Below are 20,713 nucleotides of genomic sequence, written 5' to 3'. Positions count from 1 at the left end.
AAATAAGATGAAATTTACAGCAGAACAAATCGCAGGTATTTTAGAAGGGGAAGTAGTTGGTAATCCAAGTGCTTCGGTTTCTAGATTATCCAAAATTGAAGAAGGTACAGATGGTTCATTGACTTTTCTGTCCAATCCCAAGTATTTGAATTATATTTATACAACTCAGGCCTCTATAACTATAGTAAATGACACTTTTGAGCCCGAGTCTCCAATATCCACTACTTTAATAAAGGTAAAAGATGCTTATGCTTCTTTCACTAAATTATTAGAATTTTATAATGAAGTCAAAAGAAATAAATCTGGAATAGAACAGCCTTCCGTTATTTCTGATGCTGTAACATATGGTTCTAATCTTTATTTAGGTAGTTTTAGTTACATCGGTCAGAATGTAGTTATTGGTGATAATGTTAAGATTTATCCGAATTGTTTTATTGGTGACAATGTTGTCATTGGTAATAATGTTACTATTTTTGCCGGCGTTAATGTTTATTCTGAGACCGTTATAGGAAATGATTGCGTCCTACATTCTGGAGTAGTTTTAGGGTCTGATGGATTTGGTTTTGCACCCAAACCAGACGGAACTTTTGATAAAATCCCACAGATTGGAAATGTCGTACTAGAAGATGGAGTAGATGTTGGAGCCAATACAACAATAGACCGAGCTACTTTGGGGTCAACAGTTATCAGACGAGGTGTAAAATTAGACAATCAAATACAAATTGCTCACAATGTAGAGATTGGAGAAAATACAGTAATTGCTGCTCAGACAGGAATTGCAGGTTCTTCAAAAGTAGGCAAGAATGCCATGTTGGGTGGTCAAGTGGGTATTGTAGGGCATCTATCTATAGGGGATAATGTTCGCATACAAGCGCAATCTGGAGTGACACGAAATGTAAAAGAGGATGAAACAATTCAAGGTACACCAGCATTTACGTATAACGATTTTAATAAATCATATATTTATTTTAAAAAGTTACCACAATTGGTAGCCGAACTAGAAGAATTAAAGAAAATAATAAATCAAAAACATGGAAATAATGGTTAAACAGAAAACCATCAAGACGGAAATTTCATTAACCGGTGTTGGATTACATACAGGAAAAGAAGTAACAATGACTTTCAAACCTGCACCAGTGAATAATGGTTTTACATTTGTAAGAGTTGATCTGGAAGGACAACCAATCATTGAGGCTGATGCTAATTATGTAGTTAACACACAAAGAGGAACAAACTTAGAAAAATTAGGAGTTAAAATTCAAACGCCTGAGCATGTTTTAGCAGCATTAGAAGGTTGTGATCTTGATAACGTGATTATCGAACTTGATGCTTCGGAATTACCTATTATGGATGGTTCTTCAAAGTACTTTGTAGAAGCTATTGAAAAAGCTGGTATTGAAGAACAAAATGCTAATCGAAATGTATATGTGGTAAAAGAAATTATTTCATTTACCGACGAAACCACTGGAAGTGAAATTTTGGTAATGCCTAACGATCATTACAGTGTAACCACTATGGTTGATTTTGGTACTAAGATTTTAGGTACTCAAAATGCAACTATGAAAAGTATTGCCGATTTCAAAACTGAAATCAGTGAATCTAGAACTTTTAGTTTTTTACATGAATTGGAATCTCTTTTAGATAATGGATTAATTAAAGGAGGAGATCTTAATAACGCTATAGTGTATGTAGATAAAGAAATTTCTGCAAGTACTATGGAAAATCTTAAAGTAGCTTTTGGTAAAGAGTCTATCTCTGTAACGCCAAATGGAATTCTAGATAATTTAACATTGCATTATCCAAACGAAGCAGCTAGACACAAACTATTAGATGTAGTGGGAGATTTGGCATTAATCGGAACAAAAATTCAAGGAAAAGTAATTGCCAATAAACCAGGACATTATGTAAATACTCAATTTGCTAAAAAAATGGCAAAATTGATAAAAATCGAGCAACGCAATTATGTACCAGTTTATGATTTGAATCAAGAACCTTTGATGGACATTCATAAAATCATGTCGGTTTTACCTCATAGACCTCCATTTTTGTTGATAGATCGCATTATTGAAATGTCTGAAAGCCATGTGGTAGGTATGAAAAATGTAACGATGAATGAGAATTTTTTTGTTGGACATTTTCCAGACGCGCCAGTTATGCCGGGTGTTTTGATAGTTGAAGCTATGGCGCAAACAGGTGGAATATTGGTTTTAAGTACGGTACCTGATCCAGAAAATTACCTGACATATTTCATGAAAATTGATAATGTGAAATTCAAACAAAAAGTATTACCAGGGGATACATTAATTTTTAAATGTGATTTGATTACACCAATTAGAAGAGGGATATGTCATATGCAGGCAAATGCTTATGCTAATGGAAGGTTAGTAGCAGAAGCAGAATTAATGGCTCAAATTTCGAGAAAACAATAATTATTTTGTTGATTTGAGTACACGAATGCTGATGTATTCAATTCAACACTAAACGTTTAAACAAAAAAAATGAATCAACCATTAGCATATGTACATCCAGGGGCGAAAATTGCCAAAAATGTAGTTATCGAACCTTTTACTACTATTCATAATAATGTGGTAATTGGTGATGGAACATGGATAGGCTCGAATGTAACCATCATGGAAGGCGCTCGAATAGGTAAGAATTGTAATATTTTTCCAGGCGCCGTGATTTCAGCAGTCCCTCAGGATTTAAAATTTGGAGGTGAAGATTCTTTGGCAATCATTGGTGATAATTGTACAATTAGAGAGTGTGTAACCATCAATAGAGGAACCATTGCTTCGGGACAGACAACATTAGGAAACAATTGTTTAGTAATGGCTACCGCACATATTGCTCACGATTGTCATATTGGAGATAATGCAATAATTGTAAATGGTGTTGCTTTAGCAGGTCATGTTATTGTTGGGAAATATGCTGTTATTGGCGGTTTAGCGGCAGTACATCAATTTATTCATATTGGTGATCATGCTATGGTTTCTGGAGGTTCTTTGGTAAGAAAAGATGTTCCTCCTTTTACAAAAGCAGCAAAAGAACCTTTATCGTATGTAGGTATTAATTCTGTAGGATTAAGAAGAAGAGGTTTTACCACCGAAAAGATTAAGGAAATTCAAGATATTTATAGAATTTTGTATCAAAAAAACTACAATACAACGCAAGCCTTAGGTATTATTGAGGCCGAAATGGAAGCTACTCCAGAGCGTGACGAAATTATTGATTTTATTCGTAACTCTTCAAGAGGAGTAATGAAAGGCTACTCAGGAAATTATTAAAAACAAACAAAAATTATTAAATAAAAAACAATGGCATCTACTTCAGATATTAAAAACGGACTTTGTATCAAACACAACCACGATATTTATAAAATCATTGAGTTTCTTCATGTAAAGCCAGGAAAAGGTCCTGCTTTTGTAAGAACTAAATTAAAATCGTTAACAAATGGTAAAGTGTTAGATAACACGTTTTCTGCTGGGCATAAAATTGATGTGGTAAGAGTAGAAACACATACTTTCCAATTTTTGTATCCAGAAGGAAATGAATTTCATTTTATGAATGCTGAAACATTCGAACAAATTACATTAAACAGAAACGTTTTGGATGCTCCAGATTTATTGAAAGAAGGTGAAAATGTAATGATTCAAATCAATACAGAGACAGATTTGCCTCTTTCTGTAGATATGGCTCCTTCTGTAGTTTTAGAAGTTACTTATACTGAACCAGGCGTAAAAGGAAATACAGCTACAAATGCTACTAAACCTGCTACTGTAGAAACTGGAGCTACGGTAAACGTTCCTCTTTTTATTAATGAAGGCGATAAAATAAAAATTGATACCGCTACTAGTTCTTACATGGAACGAGTAAAGGAATAATTTTATAAATGATAAGTTTTCAGTCCTAGTCACCAATTTGAATTTAGAATTGTGACTAAGACTGAAAACTTTTTTTAAAACAAATGATTTTATGAAGTCGCCAAGATAGATTTCGTTGTAAACTACTCTGAAATCTGGCGACACCATATGTGATCACAAACCAAAATACACATATGAAATTCCACAAAGAATATTCCTTACAAGACATAGCCTCATTAATCGACTGTACTTTTGTTGGAGATCCATCGTTTCCTGTTTTGGGAATGAATGAAATACATGTAGTTGAGCCTGGTGATATAGTTTTTGTTGATCATCCTAAATATTATGACAAGGCATTACAATCTGCTGCGACTATAGTTTTAATTAACAAAGAAGTAGTTTGTCCTGAAGGAAAAGCACTTTTGATTTCTGATGATCCTTTTAGAGATTTTAACAAGTTGACTAGGCATTTTAGTCCTTTTGTTGCTTCAAGTGTAGCAATAAGTTCATCTGCAAAGATTGGTCAAAATACGGTGATACAGCCTAACGTTTTTATTGGAAATGGTGTTGTTATTGGTGATAATTGCTTGATTCATTCAAATGTAGCTATCTACGATAATACGGTTATAGGAAACAATGTAATCATTCATGCAGGAACGGTTTTAGGAGCAGATGCTTTTTATTACAAAAAAAGAGTTTCTGGTTTTGATCAGCTTATTTCTGGAGGAAGAGTAGTTATTGAAGACAACGTGGGTATTGGTGCTCTTTGTACTATAGACAAAGGAGTTACCGGTGATACAACGATTGGTGAAGGAACTAAATTAGATAATCAAGTTCATGTAGGTCACGATACAGTGATTGGTAAAAAATGCTTGATTGCCTCTCAAACAGGAATTGCAGGTTGCGTTATTATTGAAGATGAGGTTACTTTGTGGGGTCAAGTAGGAACAACTAGCGGAATAACTATTGGTTCAAAAGCTGTAGTTATGGGCCAAACAGGGGTTACAAAATCAGTAGAAGGCGGGAAGTCTTATTTTGGAACACCAATACAAGAATCTAGAGAGAAATTAAAACAGTTAGCCAATATCAAAAAGATACCAGAAATTTTAAATAAATTAAAATAATATGTCTGCAAAAGATTTTGTTAAAGCATTTTACAAATCGGATGCTTTAATTGATAGCACAATTTTAAAGGAGTTTATACATCCAGAAATTATAATTGAATGGTATTCAACTGAAGGTTTTGTACAATTGAATTATGATGCATTAATAGATTTAGCCAATCAATTGCATAAAGCTTATGTAAGATCAAAAGCAAGAATTAGTCATATTGTAGAGGAAAACGAATTGATTTCTGTGCGATATTCCCATTATGTGAAAACGATTGAGAATCCGCGCGAAGAAATGTTATTGGCTCATTTTATGACGATTTGGGAAATCAAGGATGATAAATTATATCGTGGCTATCAAATGAGTCAATTATCGTAAATAATTTGATACTAAATGAGTTTGAAATAATTTCAAAAACCTTACTTTTGCAACACAATTTAAAAAACCACATAAAAAATATATCATGAGTGTTTTAGTTAATAAAGATTCTAAAATTATTGTTCAAGGATTCACAGGGAGCGAAGGAACTTTCCACGCATCTCAAATGATTGAATACGGAACAAATGTTGTAGGTGGTGTAACTCCAGGAAAAGGTGGTACTACACACTTAGATTTGCCAGTTTTTAATACAGTAAAAGATGCTGTAGAGCAAGCAGGAGCCGATACTACTATCATTTTTGTTCCACCTGCTTTTGCTGCTGATGCTATTATGGAAGCAGCTGATGCTGGTATTAAAGTGATTATTGCTATTACAGAAGGAATTCCTGTAGCAGATATGATCAAAGCTAACGCTTATGTTAAAGAAAGAAATGCTAGATTAATTGGACCAAACTGCCCAGGGGTAATAACTCCAGGAGAAGCTAAAGTTGGAATTATGCCAGGTTTTGTTTTCAAAAAAGGTTCTGTGGGTATAGTTTCTAAATCTGGTACTTTAACTTATGAAGCAGCTGATCAAGTTGTGAAACAAGGATTAGGTATCACAACAGCAATTGGAATTGGTGGTGATCCAATCATTGGAACCACTACTAAAGAAGCAGTAGAGTTATTGATGAATGATCCTGAAACAGAATGTATAGTTATGATTGGTGAAATTGGAGGTCAATTAGAAGCTGATGCTGCTAAATGGATCAAAGCAGACGGTAACCGTAAGCCAGTTGTTGGTTTCATTGCTGGTGAAACTGCTCCAGCAGGAAGAACAATGGGGCACGCAGGTGCTATTGTTGGAGGATCTGATGATACTGCTGCTGCCAAAAAACAAATTATGAGAGAGAACGGAATTCACGTTGTTGATTCTCCAGCTGAAATTGGTAAAAAAGTAAAAGAAGTTTTAGGATAGTTTCCTAATTTCAAAATTATAAACCTCAAAATGCCTCACGATTTTGTGAGGCATTTTGTTTAAATAAAAAGATATGTATAAAGAATTAGAAAAGTTTAAAGTAACCAACAGTTTTGTATTTTCTCCGGAAGATAATTTAGAACAAGTTTGTAATGCAACTGATGGATGTGGTGTTTTTTTGGTTTATGATTTGACTTCTGACAAAGAATTAATTATGGTTGGTTCATCTGGTACCGTACAGAATGATGGTTCCTTAAAAATTAAAAAAGGTGGTTTAGCTGAAAAGATTGTCGAAGGACATCAATTTGCAAAAACTGGTAGAAAGTATTCTTGGCCAGCACAAATGAAATTAGAAGGTATTTCATCTCTTGAAGTGGTTTGGTTTGAAACATTTAATAAAGATATAAAAGCGATTCCAACGACTGTAGAAGGACAAGTTTTGCAATTTTTTTTGGATGAAAAAGGGAAACTACCTCGATGGAATGTTGCTTTTTAACGTAGAAAAAATAAACATCTTTTCAGGTATAATCTCATAGTTTAATTTAGCTATGAGATTTTTTTTGGATGTTATTTGATATTGTTGAAACGGTTTTAGATTAAAAAAAAAATAGCTACAGTTATATTTGGATGTATAATGCTTGTAAATAGCTGAAAAAATGCGTTAATTTTGTGTTTTGAAAAAAATAGATTTATGAAAAAGTATCCTTTTTTGCTTGCAATTCTTCTCTCATTGATTGGCAATTCTTGTGCAACTAACCCAATGACTGGAAAAAAAACTTTAAATCTTGTTTCTAATAGTGAGTTGTTTCCAGCTTCATTCCAACAATATGGACAATTTTTAAAAGAAAACAAAGTAATCCAAGGTACTGCTGATGCAAAACGAGTGGAAAGCATTGGGATAAAAATCAAAGAAGCAGCAGAGAAGTATTTAACTTCTATAGGACAAAATCAATATTTAAATGATTACCGTTGGGAATATAAATTAGTGGAAAGTAAAGATTTGAATGCATGGTGTTTGCCAGGTGGAAAGATTGTCGTTTACACGGGTATACTGCCAGTTACCAAAGACGACGCTGGATTAGCAACCGTTATGGCTCATGAAGTTTCCCATGCTTTAGCTAATCATGGGGCGCAAAGAATGAGTGCAGCAAAACTACAAGGGGTTGGTGCTGTTGGTTTAGCAGTTTTGACTGGTGGTCAATCGGCTGAAAGTCAATACATGTGGCAGCAATTGTATGGTGTTGGTTCACAAGTTGGAGTAATGCTCCCTTTTAGTAGAAGTCATGAGAGTGAGGCCGACAAAATTGGTTTGACTTTAATGGCAATAGCGGGTTATAATCCACAAGAGGCAATTGCTTTTTGGAAGCGAATGGCTGCTCAATCGGGAGGTAAATCGCAACCAGAGTTTATGAGTACTCACCCTTCAGATGCGACCAGAGTTGCTAATTTACAAAACCTTGTACCTGAAGCAAAAGCGATTGCAGCTAAATTCGGAAAGGTATATTAAATTGAATATTTTGTAATTGAATAAAAGCCAAGGTTGAACTTGGTTTTTTTTTGACTATAATTTAAAGTAGTTTTATTTTCTTAATTGCAGAAAAAAGATACATTTACACCACTAAAAACGAATCTACTATTTATGACAAACTTACCCAAAGGAGATAAAAAATTATTGAATGCTTGGGCATTCTATGATTGGGCAAATTCGGTGTACACTTTAACCATTGCCTCAGCAGTTTTTCCAATATTTTATGAAGCTTTATTTACTGATAAGAGCCATTATATTGACGTTTTTGGAATGCATTTAAAAAATTCAGCGTTGATAAGTTTTATTACTGCTTTGGCTTTTTTAGTTGTGGCTTTTATTTCACCCTTGTTGTCAGGAATTGCTGATTATGTAGGAAATAAGAAAAGCTTTATGAAGTTTTTTTGTTACCTAGGTGCTTTGTCTTGTATGGGGTTGTACTGGTTCGATTTAGATTCAATTTATAGTGGTTTGTTATTCTATTTTTTGGGTTTATTAGGGTATTGGGGAAGTTTGGTTTTTTACAATTCATATTTACCAGATATTGCTTTTACTGAGCAACAAGATGCAATTAGTGCCAAAGGTTATTCTTTGGGATACATTGGGAGTGTACTTTTATTGATTATCAATTTGGCTATGATTATGAAGCCAAAATTATTTGGAATATCAGGAACTGAAGGTGAAGCTGCTATGAAAGCGATGCGCTATTCGTTTGTAATGGTTGGAGTTTGGTGGATTTTATTCAGTCAGTATACTTACTATTTTTTACCAAAAGGGAATAAAAAAACAGATGAGCCCATCAATAAAGATATTATTTTCAATGGCTTTAAAGAACTGAAAAAAGTGTGGCATATTTTGAGTGAGAATTTGCCTTTGAAACGTTATTTGTATGGTTTTTTTGTTTCTAGTATGGCGGTGCAAACGGTGATGTTAGTAGCTACTTATTTTGGAGCCCAAGAAATCGAATGGAAAACAAAGGAAGATAGTACAACAGGATTGATTTTTTGTATACTACTGATTCAATTGGTGGCTATTCTTGGTGCTTTTTTAACTTCTAAAGCTTCAGAAAAATTTGGGAATATCAAAACCCTAATTGTGATTAACAGTTTTTGGTTATTACTTTGTATAGGCGCTTTTATTATTACTTCTCCTAATCAGTTTTATTTTATGGCAGGTTTTGTTGGTTTAGTTATGGGAGGGATACAGGCTTTATCGCGTTCAACTTATTCTAAGTTTTTACCAGAAACTACCGATACCGCTTCCTTTTTTAGTTTTTATGATGTGGCTGAAAAAGTAGGTATCGTTATCGGTATGTGTGTATATGGTATAATTGACCAAGTGACAGGCAGTCCAAGATTTGCTATTGTTTTCTTGGCGCTATTCTTTCTTATTGCAGTTTTTTTATTGCAACGTGTACCACCAAAAAAAGCGTCTTAATAAAGACGCTTTTGGTTACTAAAATTAAAAATAATTATCCTTTAGATATTTCTCCAGAACCAACCACTTTAGTGTCTTTTTTGGTTGGATTTCCAAAATAAACGATATCGCCTGAACCTGATACTCTTGCATAAAGGCTTTCGGAGCAACTTACTTTCGTATCACCAGAACCCGAAATGCTGATTGAGGCTGTTTTTGATTTTAAATCAGAAGCATTAATGTCTCCTGAACCTGAAATACTGCTAGAGAAGTCATCGGCACTTCCGCTTAAAACGATGTCTCCTGAACCACTCAAACTCATATTGAATTTTTGAGTATCTACTGCCAATTTTAAATCCCCAGAGCCCGAAAGTTTGGCATCAAAAGCATCCGTTTTGATAACATCTTTACTAACAATATCGCCTGAACCGCTTAATACCAAACCATTAATCGATTCGAATGGAATGGTGATATGGACTGATTTTCCTGGAGATAACTTGAAATTATATCCTTTTTCAGTTCCAATTTTTAAGACGTTATCAACTACTTCTACATCAATATAATCCAAGATATTTTCTTCTCCTTTGATAGTGATACTGCCTTCTTTTCCAGATACTAAATCCACATCAAAAAAGCCAGAAACTTTTATGGATTCATAACTTGTAGTAGTTCGGGTTTCTGTAATCACATTGCCGTTGCCTTTAATTTGTTTTCCCATATTCCATTGTCCATAAGACAAGAAAGAGCTAAAAGTGAGTAGTAAAACACTCGCAATAGATAGATTTTTCATAGGTATTATTTTTTATAGTTATAGTTTTTTAGTTAAAGTTACATTTCCGTATTCAGAGGTAATAACGACCGTATTCACTCCTTTTTTCTTGTAATAGCCATTAAAATTTTTGGTATAATTGGTTTCAGCTTTGTTTGAGAATTCAAAATCGCTATCGTATTTGAAGTCGGCATAACGTTGGGTTACATCAAAATCAAAAGCATAATTTGGGCTAAAACCTACTTTTACTCCAGTATATCCAGCATTGATTGCAATCGAATTGGCTTTGGCTTGTACTAACCCAACATCTATACTGCTGTATTTGGTTTGTAATTTTAGCTGATTGTTCAACGTACCCACTTTTATGGTTAAATAATTTCCGATTCCTTCAAGAGAATTCACTTCTTTTATTTTTACAGTTCCGTATTTGCTGTTGTATTTTACGTCGCCGGCATCGCCAATCGTTGTGTCTGTGTAGTCAGAAATTAAATCAATTTTAGATAGGACATCAATACTAAGTCCAGAATAACGACCTGTGATATTTCCATTTTTTAAATAAGAAATGCTGGAGTTGGAGCAGTATTCGATAGTGATGTTATTTTTATTACTATTCAATCTTCCCATTGTAATTTTTCCATATTTACAAAGGATATTTGTAGGAGCATTCAAATCGGTAGTGGAGATATTTCCGTATTTGTTGTCAATCGTCACGCTACCATTTTTTGGAATTTTAATAACATAATTGATTTCAAAACTGTTGTTTCTTCCTTTAGAGCGATAATTATTATTTTCAATCTGGGTTTTGGCGGTCACCATTGATTTTAGTGCGTTGATGTCTATGGTAATATCATTTAGTTTTTGATTAACCCAGTTTTCGCTGTCTCCGCTTACTTTTATCAAAATGTCAAGTTCAATTTTATCCTCATCCCAAGTCGTTACAAACACGGTTCCATAGGTGTTGGTAATATCAATTCCCGCATCAGCGTTGACAATGAAAGCTTTTTTGATGTTTTTTTGCTTGGTAATGATTGCGTCGTCATTTGCAAAAGCAAGTATTGGAAAAAGCAAGAAAACAAGGATTGTTTTATAAAGTTTTTTCATCATTTTGAGTATTAAGTTGTTCTGTTGTTTCAATTTGGGTCAGTACCTTTTGTAAGAATGAAATTCGAGTTTGCAAATTGCTAATCATCGCATAGATAATTTGTTTGTTTTCTCCATTCGTGGCAATTTCTTTGATGATTTTTTGATAATCATTGTCTAAAATTTTCATTTGTTGTAGCGCATCAGCAATAATTTTTTGATTACGAGGCGAATTTTTCTCCTTCAATTTATTCAATTCGTGTTTAATCAAAACTGTAAAAATCGAATCCGTTTGTTTGGTTTCTTTAGAGGCAAATGTCAAGTGATTGGTCTTGGCTTCGGGCTTAAAAAAGAAAGATAAACTGAACATCACTACCAGTGATGCCGCAATTGCAATCATGGTATAAATATTTCTTTTCTTTCTTTTGAGGCTTGTGTTTTCAAGCTTGTTCAAAAAACGACTCTCATGATTATTGGGCAGTGCTAAAACATCCCATTCTGAGTCGAATTTGCTAAACAATTGTTCTAATTTTTCATCTTCATTGGTCATATTCACGTAATTTATTTCTTAAACTTTCTTTAGCTCTGCTCAAAGTTGTTCTACAATTTGCATAGCTTATCTTTAGAATTTCGCTAATTTCTTCTTGGTCGTACCCTTCAATATAAAACAAAGTCAGTACTGTACTGTAACTACTTTTTAGCGATTGTATAGCTTGCAAAACCTCTTTTACTTTTATTTCATCAAAATTGATAACATCGGTAAATTCGGTCTCTTTATCTTCTATTTTATATAAATTTTTCTCGAAATCATCTACTTTTAGTTTGTTGTTCTTTTTACAAAAATCAATACTGTAATTAATTACAATACGTTTCAACCATGCGCCAAAAGCCACTTCTTTTTTATACGAGTCAATTTTGGTAAACGCCTTCAAAAAACTTTCCTGCATCACATCTTCGGCAAAATGCTCATCTTTTACCATACGAAAAGCCACATTATACATAGCCTTACAATACCTATTATAGACTTCAAATTGAGCCTTTTGGTTTTGTTGTTGGCAAAGCGTTACCAATTCTTCGATATGTAATTGTTGATAGGACAAGTAGCTATTGATCGTTTTAATGAAAGACGCCCCTTTTTAAACAGTGTTACAGTTTTTGTAAAAAAAAAAAAAGAGATTTAAAGATATCAAAATAATTAAATGAAACTGTAAATAACTCATTTTCAATATTTTTTATAGTATTCGAAGCAGTAAGATTTGGCTTATTTGCCATCAGCGTCCCGCTATCCGTTCTATCTTTGCTTTTATAAAGAAAAAAAGCAAAGGATGCCACTGCTATCGGGGCTAGGAGTTAGTATTGTTTTTCTTTTGCTGGCAAACTGTAAAATATAACGTAACCTTTTTCGTTTTAAAAGCTCTGGCACAAAGATTGTCTTTGCTATAGTGAATAATACAACGCCAAGCGGCATAAGTATTGAATTCCAGATAAATAAAAAGTATAAATCATTAACTTTGCATTGAATGATTTTTCATTTAATGACAAAATGACTTAATAAAGATATGTCAAACCATAAAATACTTACAATTGACAACTTGTCACTTCAAGAATTTGATTCCGAATCAGATTTAATTCCTCTTTTAACACGTGAAGACGAAGAGGAAATGAACAACGAAACATTGCCCGAAACTTTACCTATTTTGCCCTTACGAAATACGGTATTGTTTCCAGGAGTAGTGATTCCAATTTCAGCCGGAAGAGATAAATCCATCAAATTAATCAATGATGCCAATGCTTCTGGAAAAGTAATTGGAGTAGTAGCTCAAATCAACGAAGCCGACGAGGATCCTTCAAAAAACGATATTAACAAAATTGGAACAGTAGCCAGAATTCTACGCGTTCTAAAAATGCCTGACGGTAATGTAACGGTAATTCTTCAAGGTAAAAAACGCTTCGAAATCAATGAAGTTGTAAGTGAAGATCCTTACATTACAGCTACTATCAAAGAAGTTTCTGAAAAAAGACCTCGAAAAAACGATACAGAATTCTCTGCTATTATCGATTCTATCAAAGAATTAGCTATCAAGATTATTCAAGAAAGTCCAAATATTCCAACCGAAGCCACTTTTGCTATCAAAAATATCGAAAGTCAGTCGTTTTTGGTCAATTTTGTTTCGTCAAATATGAATCTTTCTGTAAAGGAAAAACAAGATTTATTGGCTATTAATGGATTAAAAGAGCGTGCGTTAGAAACTTTGCGATTCATGAATGTTGAATTGCAAAAATTAGAACTTAAAAACGATATTCAATCCAAAGTACGTTTTGACTTAGACCAACAACAAAGAGAATATTTCTTGCACCAACAGATGAAAACCATTCAAGAAGAACTGGGTGGCGTTTCTCAAGAGGAAGAAATGGACGAAATGAGTCAAAAGGCAAAAACCAAAAAATGGGACGAAAAAACGCAACAACACTTCGAAAAAGAGCTGTCTAAAATGCGTAGAATGAATCCACAAGCTCCAGATTTTGGTATTCAGAGAAATTACTTGGAATTGTTTTTAGAATTGCCTTGGGGCGAATTTTCAAAAGACAATTTTGATTTGAAGCACGCTCAAAAAGTTTTAGACAAAGATCATTTTGGTTTAGAAGATGTCAAAAAAAGAATGATAGAACATTTGGCGGTTCTTAAATTAAGAAACGATATGAAGTCGCCAATTATTTGTTTGACAGGACCTCCGGGTGTTGGTAAAACGTCTATTGGTCGTTCAGTTGCCGAAGCTTTAGGAAGAGAATATGTTCGTATATCTTTGGGTGGTTTGCGTGACGAAGCAGAGATTCGTGGTCACCGTAAAACCTATATTGGAGCCATGCCTGGACGAATTATTCAAAGTTTGAAAAAAGCAGGTACCTCTAATCCAGTTTTTGTTTTAGATGAAATTGATAAATTATCTAGCAGTCATAACGGAGATCCTTCTTCGGCTTTGCTAGAGGTTTTGGATCCTGAACAAAACAATGCTTTTTATGATAACTTCCTAGAAATGGGATATGATTTGTCTAAAGTAATGTTTATTGCAACTTCCAATACCATGTCTACGATACAACCTGCCTTAAAGGATCGTATGGAAGTAATCAAGATGTCGGGATATACCATTGAGGAAAAAATAGAGATTGCCAAAAAACATTTGTTTGCAAAACAATTAGAGGCTCACGGTTTGACTTCTAAAGATTTGACTATTGGTAAAAAACAACTAGAAAAAATCATTGAAGGGTATACTAGAGAATCTGGTGTTCGCGGTTTGGAGAATAAAATTGCTCAAATTGTTCGAAATGCAGCAAAATCTGTTGCTATGGAGGAGGAGTATAACAAAAAAGTTACCGACGAAGATATCGTAAAAGTACTTGGTGTGCCAAGATTGGAGCGAGATAAATACGAAAGCAACGATGTGGCTGGTGTAGTTACGGGTCTGGCTTGGACAAGTGTAGGTGGTGATATCTTATTTATTGAATCACTGATTTCTCCAGGAAAAGGTTCAATGACCATTACAGGGAATTTAGGAAATGTGATGAAAGAATCAGCGACTATAGCATTAGAATATATCAAAGCAAACGCTGAGTTATTGGGCTTGAATCCTGAAATTATTTCTAAATACAACATTCATCTTCACGTTCCTGAAGGAGCTACTCCAAAAGACGGCCCTAGTGCTGGTATTGCAATGTTGACCTCTTTGGTTTCGTTGTTTACACAAAAGCGAGTGAAGAAAAACTTAGCCATGACTGGCGAAATTACTTTGCGTGGTAAAGTATTGCCTGTAGGTGGAATCAAAGAGAAAATTTTGGCTGCCAAAAGAGCGAATATCAAAGAAATTATTCTTTGTCACGAAAATCAAAGTGATGTCGATGAAATTAAGGCAGAGTATTTAGAAGGACTTACGTTTCATTATGTGAAAGAGATGAGTGAGGTATTGGCTATTGCTATTACCAATCAGAAAGTGAAAAATGCCAAAGATTTAAAATAAAACAAAGTCATATTAGGTATTCCAAATTCCAGCTACTATTCAGGTTGGAATTTGGAATTTCTTTTTTATACGGAAAAACATATTTTTATAGGATATAATTTTATCTTCGTTTCATCGTTCTAGTTAATCAAAAAAAACACCATCTTGAGGGTAAAAAGGCTTTTAGTTGTACTCATAATATTACTTTGTTTGCCCGTTTTTGGGCAAATAGGAGGACGGTATACCTATCAGTTCTTGAATTTGGTTACTTCGCCACGCCAAGCAGCTCTTGGAGGAAAAACAATAACGATTTATGATGAAGATGTTAATCAAGCACATTTCAATCCAGCTTCGATTAATCCAGAGATGCATAATCAATTAGCATTGAATTATGGAAGTTATTTTGGAGACGTAAGTTATGGTACTGCATCCTATGCGTATACTTATGATCAGCATTTGCAAACATTTCAAGCAGGTATCAATTATATCAATTATGGTAAATTTGAAGGCTATGACGAAAACGGACAAGCTACTACTTCTTTTACAGGAAGCGAAGTGGCTATTTCGTTAGGTTATGCTTATAATATACCGTTTACGAATTTTCATGTTGGAGCCAATGCCAAAGTTATTTCTTCAATTCTAGAGAATTATAACTCTGTGGGTGGAGCACTTGATATTGGTGCTGTTTATATAGATGAACGCAATGATGTGAATTGGGCTTTGGTGATTCGAAATATTGGAACCCAGTTTACTACTTACTCTGGTCTTCGTGAAAAATTACCATTAGAGATACTACTTGGTGTTTCGCAAGAATTAGACAATGTACCTATTCGATGGCATTTGACATTAGAAAATTTGCAACAATGGAATGTTGGTTTTTCCAATCCGGTTCGGGGAGAAACGTCTATAGACGGAACAGAAACCAAGGAGAAAGTTTCTTTTGTAAACAATGCATTGCGACACGTAATTTTTGGAGTAGAATTGTTTCCCAAAAGAGCTTTTAACGTAAGGCTTGGCTATAATTTTCGACGTGGAGAAGAATTACGAGTAGTTGATAAACGTCATTTCTCAGGGATTTCTGTTGGTTTTGGTTTGAAAATGAACCGACTAAAATTTAATTATTCGTATTCTCGTTATACTTTGGCTGCCAATACAAGTTTGTTTGGTTTGACATTGAACTTGCAATAAGAGTTTACTAACTTTGCGCTTTACTAAAATCAGCAATTTTTCACGCAGAAAGATTGCAAAAAAACGCCTTCATTTTGAATACTAAAATTACTATCGCAATCGACGGATTTTCCTCTACTGGAAAAAGCACTTTAGCCAAACAATTAGCCAAACAATTAGGATATATATATGTAGATACTGGCGCTATGTATAGGGCTGTGGCTTATTTTGCTATGCAAAATGGATTCATTACATCATCAACTTTTGATCGATCGGCTTTGGTTGTTGTGCTTCCCTCGATTCAGTTGTCGTTCCAGTTTAATGAAACGTTGGGCTTTGCCGAAATGTATTTGAACAATGAAAATGTAGAAACGCAAATCAGAACCATTGAAGTCTCTAGTTATGTCAGTAAAGTGGCCGAGGTTTCGGAAGTGAGAGCAAAATTAGTTGAACAACAACAAGAAATGGGAAAAAACAAAGGGATTGTTATGGACGGTCGCGATATTGGAACTGTGGTTTTTCCAGATGCTGAATTGAAAATCTTCATGACAGCAAGCGCTGAAACCCGAGCACAACGACGTTTTGATGAATTGCAAGCTAAAGGTGATCAAGTGAGTTACGAAGAAGTGCTAAAAAATGTTGAAGAACGCGATTATATTGATACACATAGAGCCGATTCGCCTCTTGTAATTGCTGATGACGCCATAGAAATTGACAATTCAGATTTAAGTAAAGAAGAGCAATTTAAAATTGTGTTAGATTTAGTTCATGAGGTGATTAATGCCTTGTAAGTTTTGTAAATATCTTTTTAAAATAGTAGATTTACCGCTTACTTTTTTTTAATAATTCAATTCGACTGTATGGGAATTAAAATTAGATTGATTATAATGAGTTTTCTTCAATTTTTTGTTTGGGGAGCATGGCTCATTACTATTGCCAATTTTTGGTTTGGCACAAAAAGCTGGGACGGGACACAATTTGGATTAGTCTTCAGCACCATGGGAATCGCTTCTTTGTTTATGCCTACCCTTACAGGAATTATCGCCGATAGATGGATTAATGCCGAAAAGCTTTATGGTGTTTTGCATATTTTGTATGCTTTGGTTTTATTTTATTTGCCTCAAATTACAACTCCAGATAATTTTATATATGTGATGCTTTTGGCGATGTGTTGTTACATGCCAACCATAGCTTTGAGTAACTCGATTTCTTACAATGCATTAAAGTTGAATAACTGTGATGTAGTTAAAGATTTTCCTCCGATTCGTGTTTTTGGAACCGTAGGGTTTATTGTAGCGATGTGGATTACCAATTTAACCGGCAATAAGGCCTCTGCATACCAATTTTATATTGCTGGAATTGCAGCTATAGGTTTAGGATTGTATTCTTTTTCGTTGCCAAAATGTAAACCGCAGAATTTAACCAAAGAAAATGCTTCCTTTATGGAGCTGATGGGACTAGAGTCATTTAAATTGTTTGCCAATTATAAAATGGCTTTATTTTTTATTTTTTCCATGTTTTTGGGAGCAGCTTTGCAGTTAACAAATGCTTATGGGGATGTGTTTTTAGATGAGTTCAAGCACTTTCCAAAATATGCAGATTCATTTGTAGTGAAATATTCTACAATTATAATGTCTATTTCTCAAATATCTGAAACCTTATTTATTTTAGCTATTCCATTCTTCTTAAAGCGCTTTGGTATCAAACAAGTGATGTTAATTAGTATGTTGGCATGGGTGTTGCGTTTTGGGCTTTTTGCTTTTGGCGACCCAGTAAATGGTTTGTGGATGATTATTTTATCTTGTGTGGTTTACGGAATGGCGTTCGATTTCTTTAATATTTCAGGTTCTTTGTTTGTGGAAACGAATACGGATTCAAAAAATCGTGCTTCTGCTCAAGGTTTGTTCATGATGATGACTAATGGAATTGGAGCTATTTTAGGAAGTTTTACTTCGGGTTGGGCTATTGATCAGTTTTTTACGAAGTCATTTAAAACTACAACTGAATTAGCTGGTTTTTTACAAACCGAAACTACAAATCCTAAAATGATGGAGTTTATAGGTGCTCAAGGAAAAAAAGTGTCTGTTGATGGTGCATTAGATTCGGTTTTATTAATGAAGGATTGGCATCAAATCTGGTTAGCTTTTGCAATTTATTCTTTGATTATTGCTATTGCATTTGCTTTGTTGTTCAAACACGAGCACCATCCGAAAGAAGTAGAAAACGTAAGTCATTAATTTTTAGATTGCAATATAATGTAAATCCTAACAGGTGTTGACTTGTTAGGATTTTTATTATGGATGCTAGATGCTATCTGTTGTAAGTCAACTAGCCTCAATAGTTGTAAAAATCCTTTGTGTACGGGTGGGAGTCTACAAAGGTTACTTCGTTAGTTCGCTATCGCTCGGGTGTAACGAATAGTGGGATTTATGCTGACAGAAATGCTGATTCTTTCGCTTCAATATGATTTAATTGTAGCTTTTACTGATTGTGGGCTATATCTGGGGATAAATATTTTGCCATATTGATTAAATGTTTTACTTTTGCACACCTTTTGGTGAATAAGAGTTTCCTTTAGGTATCAACTATTTATGTAAAACAACTTCTGTTTTTTCTCTCGCATCAAGAAACTCAAGAAAAACAGAATACAAATTTTTTATCAGCATGTCTGAACAATTAAAATCACAAGAAGAGTTTTTAGCAAATTTTAACTGGCATAACTTCGAAGAAGGTATCGATGCAGTAGATGAGAAAAACTTATTAGAATTCGAAGAACTAGTATCAAAAACTTTCATCGCTACAGACCAAGAAGAAGTTGTTGAAGGAGTAGTTGTTAGAATTACAGATAGAGACGTTATCGTTGATATCAATGCTAAATCGGAAGGTGTTATTTCATTAAATGAATTCCGTTACAACCCAAATTTAAAAGTTGGTGACAAAGTAGAAGTATTAATTGATATCCGTGAGGACAAAACAGGTCAATTGGTATTATCTCACAGAAAAGCACGTACTATTAAATCATGGGATAGAGTTATTGCTGCAAACGAAACAGGTGAAATCGTTACTGGTTTTGTAAAATGCAGAACTAAAGGCGGTATGATCGTTGATGTTTTCGGAATTGAAGCATTCTTACCAGGATCTCAAATTGATGTTAAACCAATTAGAGATTACGATGTATACGTAAACAAAAACATGGAATTCAAAGTGGTAAAAATCAACCACGAATTCAAAAACGTTGTAGTATCTCACAAAGCGCTTATCGAAGCGGATATTGAAGTACAGAAAAAAGAAATCATCGGTCAATTACAAAAAGGACAAGTATTAGAAGGTGTGGTTAAAAACATTACTTCTTATGGTGTGTTCATTGACTTAGGTGGTGTTGATGGATTAATTCACATTACTGACCTTTCTTGGAGTAGAATCAACCACCCAAGTGAAGTTCTTGAATTAGACCAAAAATTAAACGTTGTAATCCTTGATTTCGATGATGAGAAAACAAGAATTCAATTAGGATTGAAACAATTAAACGCTCACCCATGGGATGCTTTAGATGCTAACTTAACTGTTGGTGACAAAGTGAAAGGTAAAGTAGTAGTTATTGCTGATTACGGTGCTTTCATTGAAGTAGCTGAAGGTGTTGAAGGTTTAATCCACGTTTCTGAAATGTCATGGTCTACTCACTTACGTTCTGCTCAAGATTTCGTAAAAGTAGGAGATATCGTTGAAGGAGTTATTTTAACTTTGGATAGAGATGACCGTAAAATGTCATTAGGTATCAAACAATTGACTCAAGATCCATGGACTGATATCACTGCTAAATACCCAGTAGGTTCTAAACATACAGGTATCGTTAGAAACTTTACAAACTTTGGTATTTTCGTAGAATTAGAAGAAGGAATTGATGGATTAATCTATATTTCTGACCTTTCTTGGACTAAGAAAATCAAACATCCATCTGAGTTTGTAAATGTTGGTGAAAAATTAGACGTAGTTGTATTAGAGTTAGATGTTGAAGGACGTAAATTATCTTTAGGTCACAAACAAACTACTGCTAATCCTTGGGATCAATACGAAGATTCATTCGCTGTAGGAACTATCCACAATGGTGAAATTTCTGAAATCGTTGACAAAGGAGCTACTGTAGAATTTGGAGATGATATCGTTGCTTTCATTCCTACTCGTCACCTTGAAAAAGAAGACGGTAAGAAATTGAAAAAAGGTGAATCTGCAGATTTCAAAGTAATTGAATTCAACAAAGAATTCAAAAGAGTAGTTGCTTCTCACACTGCTATCTTCCGTGAAGAAGAAGAGAAAAATGTGAAAGCTGCTGTTGAAAATAATGCATCTGCTTCTACTAATGCACCAGCTGCAACTTTAGGAGATAACAATGATGTGTTAGCTGCATTGAAAGCTAAAATGGAAAAATCAGAGAAAAAATAATTTCTAGATTTTTTATAT

Annotated in this window: 19 protein-coding genes; 15 read left to right on the top strand and 4 right to left on the bottom strand. The window is 34.1% G+C overall.

Going from position 1 to position 20,713, the window contains the following annotated elements:
• Positions 1-7: 7 nt before the first annotated feature.
• The 10 genes from lpxD (at position 8) to ACZ1AQ_RS02795 (ending at position 9,268) form a co-directional block, all read left to right on the top strand.
• Entirely contained in the window at positions 8-1,048 is a 1,041-nt protein-coding gene (gene lpxD, locus ACZ1AQ_RS02840) for a UDP-3-O-(3-hydroxymyristoyl)glucosamine N-acyltransferase (RefSeq protein WP_489631438.1), read from the top strand.
• On the top strand, positions 1,041-2,429 hold the full coding sequence (locus tag ACZ1AQ_RS02835; protein ID WP_489631437.1) for a bifunctional UDP-3-O-[3-hydroxymyristoyl] N-acetylglucosamine deacetylase/3-hydroxyacyl-ACP dehydratase: 1,389 nt from the start codon (positions 1,041-1,043) through the stop codon (positions 2,427-2,429). The genes lpxD and ACZ1AQ_RS02835 overlap by 8 nt, the downstream gene beginning before the upstream one ends.
• Positions 2,430-2,498: 69 nt before the next feature.
• On the top strand, positions 2,499-3,284 hold the full coding sequence (lpxA, locus tag ACZ1AQ_RS02830; protein WP_159684876.1) for an acyl-ACP--UDP-N-acetylglucosamine O-acyltransferase: 786 nt from the start codon (positions 2,499-2,501) through the stop codon (positions 3,282-3,284).
• A 30-nt stretch (positions 3,285-3,314) separates the two neighbouring features.
• Entirely contained in the window at positions 3,315-3,881 is a 567-nt protein-coding gene (efp, locus tag ACZ1AQ_RS02825) for an elongation factor P (RefSeq protein WP_438059571.1), read from the top strand.
• A gap of 173 nt (positions 3,882-4,054) precedes the next feature.
• A complete protein-coding gene (locus ACZ1AQ_RS02820) occupies positions 4,055-4,984 on the top strand; it encodes a UDP-3-O-(3-hydroxymyristoyl)glucosamine N-acyltransferase (protein WP_489631436.1) in 930 nt (309 codons plus the stop codon).
• 1 nt (position 4,985) lies between these two features.
• On the top strand, positions 4,986-5,348 hold the full coding sequence (locus ACZ1AQ_RS02815) for a nuclear transport factor 2 family protein (RefSeq protein ID WP_489631435.1): 363 nt from the start codon (positions 4,986-4,988) through the stop codon (positions 5,346-5,348).
• Positions 5,349-5,433: 85 nt separating this feature from the next.
• Positions 5,434-6,306 carry a succinate--CoA ligase subunit alpha gene (gene sucD, locus ACZ1AQ_RS02810; RefSeq protein ID WP_489631434.1) on the top strand — a complete coding sequence of 291 codons (873 nt, stop codon included), beginning with the start codon at positions 5,434-5,436 and terminating at the stop codon, positions 6,304-6,306.
• Between the two features lie 73 nt (positions 6,307-6,379).
• Positions 6,380-6,802: a hypothetical protein gene (locus tag ACZ1AQ_RS02805; RefSeq protein ID WP_489631433.1), complete on the top strand. Its 423-nt coding sequence runs from the start codon at positions 6,380-6,382 to the stop codon at positions 6,800-6,802.
• 195 nt (positions 6,803-6,997) lie between these two features.
• Positions 6,998-7,813 (top strand): M48 family metallopeptidase, encoded by an 816-nt coding sequence (locus ACZ1AQ_RS02800; protein ID WP_489631432.1) that lies wholly within the window; start codon positions 6,998-7,000, stop codon positions 7,811-7,813.
• A gap of 132 nt (positions 7,814-7,945) precedes the next feature.
• Positions 7,946-9,268, top strand: a complete 1,323-nt coding sequence (locus ACZ1AQ_RS02795; protein WP_489631431.1) for an MFS transporter — start codon at positions 7,946-7,948, stop codon at positions 9,266-9,268.
• Positions 9,269-9,302: 34 nt separating this feature from the next.
• Here ACZ1AQ_RS02795 and ACZ1AQ_RS02790 read toward each other — a convergent pair whose 3' ends face one another.
• The 4 genes from ACZ1AQ_RS02790 to ACZ1AQ_RS02775 are packed head-to-tail and all read right to left on the bottom strand — an operon-like array spanning position 9,303 to position 12,196.
• Positions 9,303-10,037 carry a head GIN domain-containing protein gene (locus tag ACZ1AQ_RS02790; protein WP_489631430.1) on the bottom strand — a complete coding sequence of 245 codons (735 nt, stop codon included), beginning with the start codon at positions 10,035-10,037 and terminating at the stop codon, positions 9,303-9,305.
• A gap of 18 nt (positions 10,038-10,055) precedes the next feature.
• Positions 10,056-11,120, bottom strand: a complete 1,065-nt coding sequence (locus ACZ1AQ_RS02785; protein WP_489631429.1) for a hypothetical protein — start codon at positions 11,118-11,120, stop codon at positions 10,056-10,058.
• A complete protein-coding gene (locus tag ACZ1AQ_RS02780) occupies positions 11,101-11,646 on the bottom strand; it encodes an anti-sigma factor (protein WP_489631428.1) in 546 nt (181 codons plus the stop codon). The genes ACZ1AQ_RS02785 and ACZ1AQ_RS02780 overlap by 20 nt, the downstream gene beginning before the upstream one ends.
• On the bottom strand, positions 11,636-12,196 hold the full coding sequence (locus ACZ1AQ_RS02775) for an RNA polymerase sigma factor (protein ID WP_489631427.1): 561 nt from the start codon (positions 12,194-12,196) through the stop codon (positions 11,636-11,638). Before ACZ1AQ_RS02775 ends, ACZ1AQ_RS02780 begins: the two co-directional genes overlap by 11 nt.
• A 459-nt stretch (positions 12,197-12,655) precedes the next feature.
• Between ACZ1AQ_RS02775 and lon the strand changes: the two genes are divergently transcribed.
• The 5 genes from lon (at position 12,656) to rpsA (ending at position 20,695) form a co-directional block, all read left to right on the top strand.
• Positions 12,656-15,109, top strand: a complete 2,454-nt coding sequence (gene lon, locus ACZ1AQ_RS02770; protein WP_489631426.1) for an endopeptidase La — start codon at positions 12,656-12,658, stop codon at positions 15,107-15,109.
• Between the two features lie 144 nt (positions 15,110-15,253).
• Positions 15,254-16,276, top strand: coding sequence for a type IX secretion system protein PorQ (gene porQ, locus ACZ1AQ_RS02765; RefSeq protein WP_489631425.1), 1,023 nt, complete (start codon positions 15,254-15,256; stop codon positions 16,274-16,276).
• Between the two features lie 74 nt (positions 16,277-16,350).
• Positions 16,351-17,046: a (d)CMP kinase gene (cmk, locus tag ACZ1AQ_RS02760; RefSeq protein WP_489631424.1), complete on the top strand. Its 696-nt coding sequence runs from the start codon at positions 16,351-16,353 to the stop codon at positions 17,044-17,046.
• A gap of 69 nt (positions 17,047-17,115) precedes the next feature.
• Positions 17,116-18,492 (top strand): nucleoside permease, encoded by a 1,377-nt coding sequence (locus ACZ1AQ_RS02755; RefSeq protein WP_489631423.1) that lies wholly within the window; start codon positions 17,116-17,118, stop codon positions 18,490-18,492.
• Between the two features lie 427 nt (positions 18,493-18,919).
• Positions 18,920-20,695, top strand: coding sequence for a 30S ribosomal protein S1 (gene rpsA / locus ACZ1AQ_RS02750; protein ID WP_489631422.1), 1,776 nt, complete (start codon positions 18,920-18,922; stop codon positions 20,693-20,695).
• Positions 20,696-20,713: the final 18 nt, after the last annotated feature.

It is taken from the genome of Flavobacterium sp. UM26, from assembly GCF_057922445.1.
Note: the sequence above shows the minus strand (reverse complement) of the source record. Positions and strands in the feature narration are given on the sequence as shown.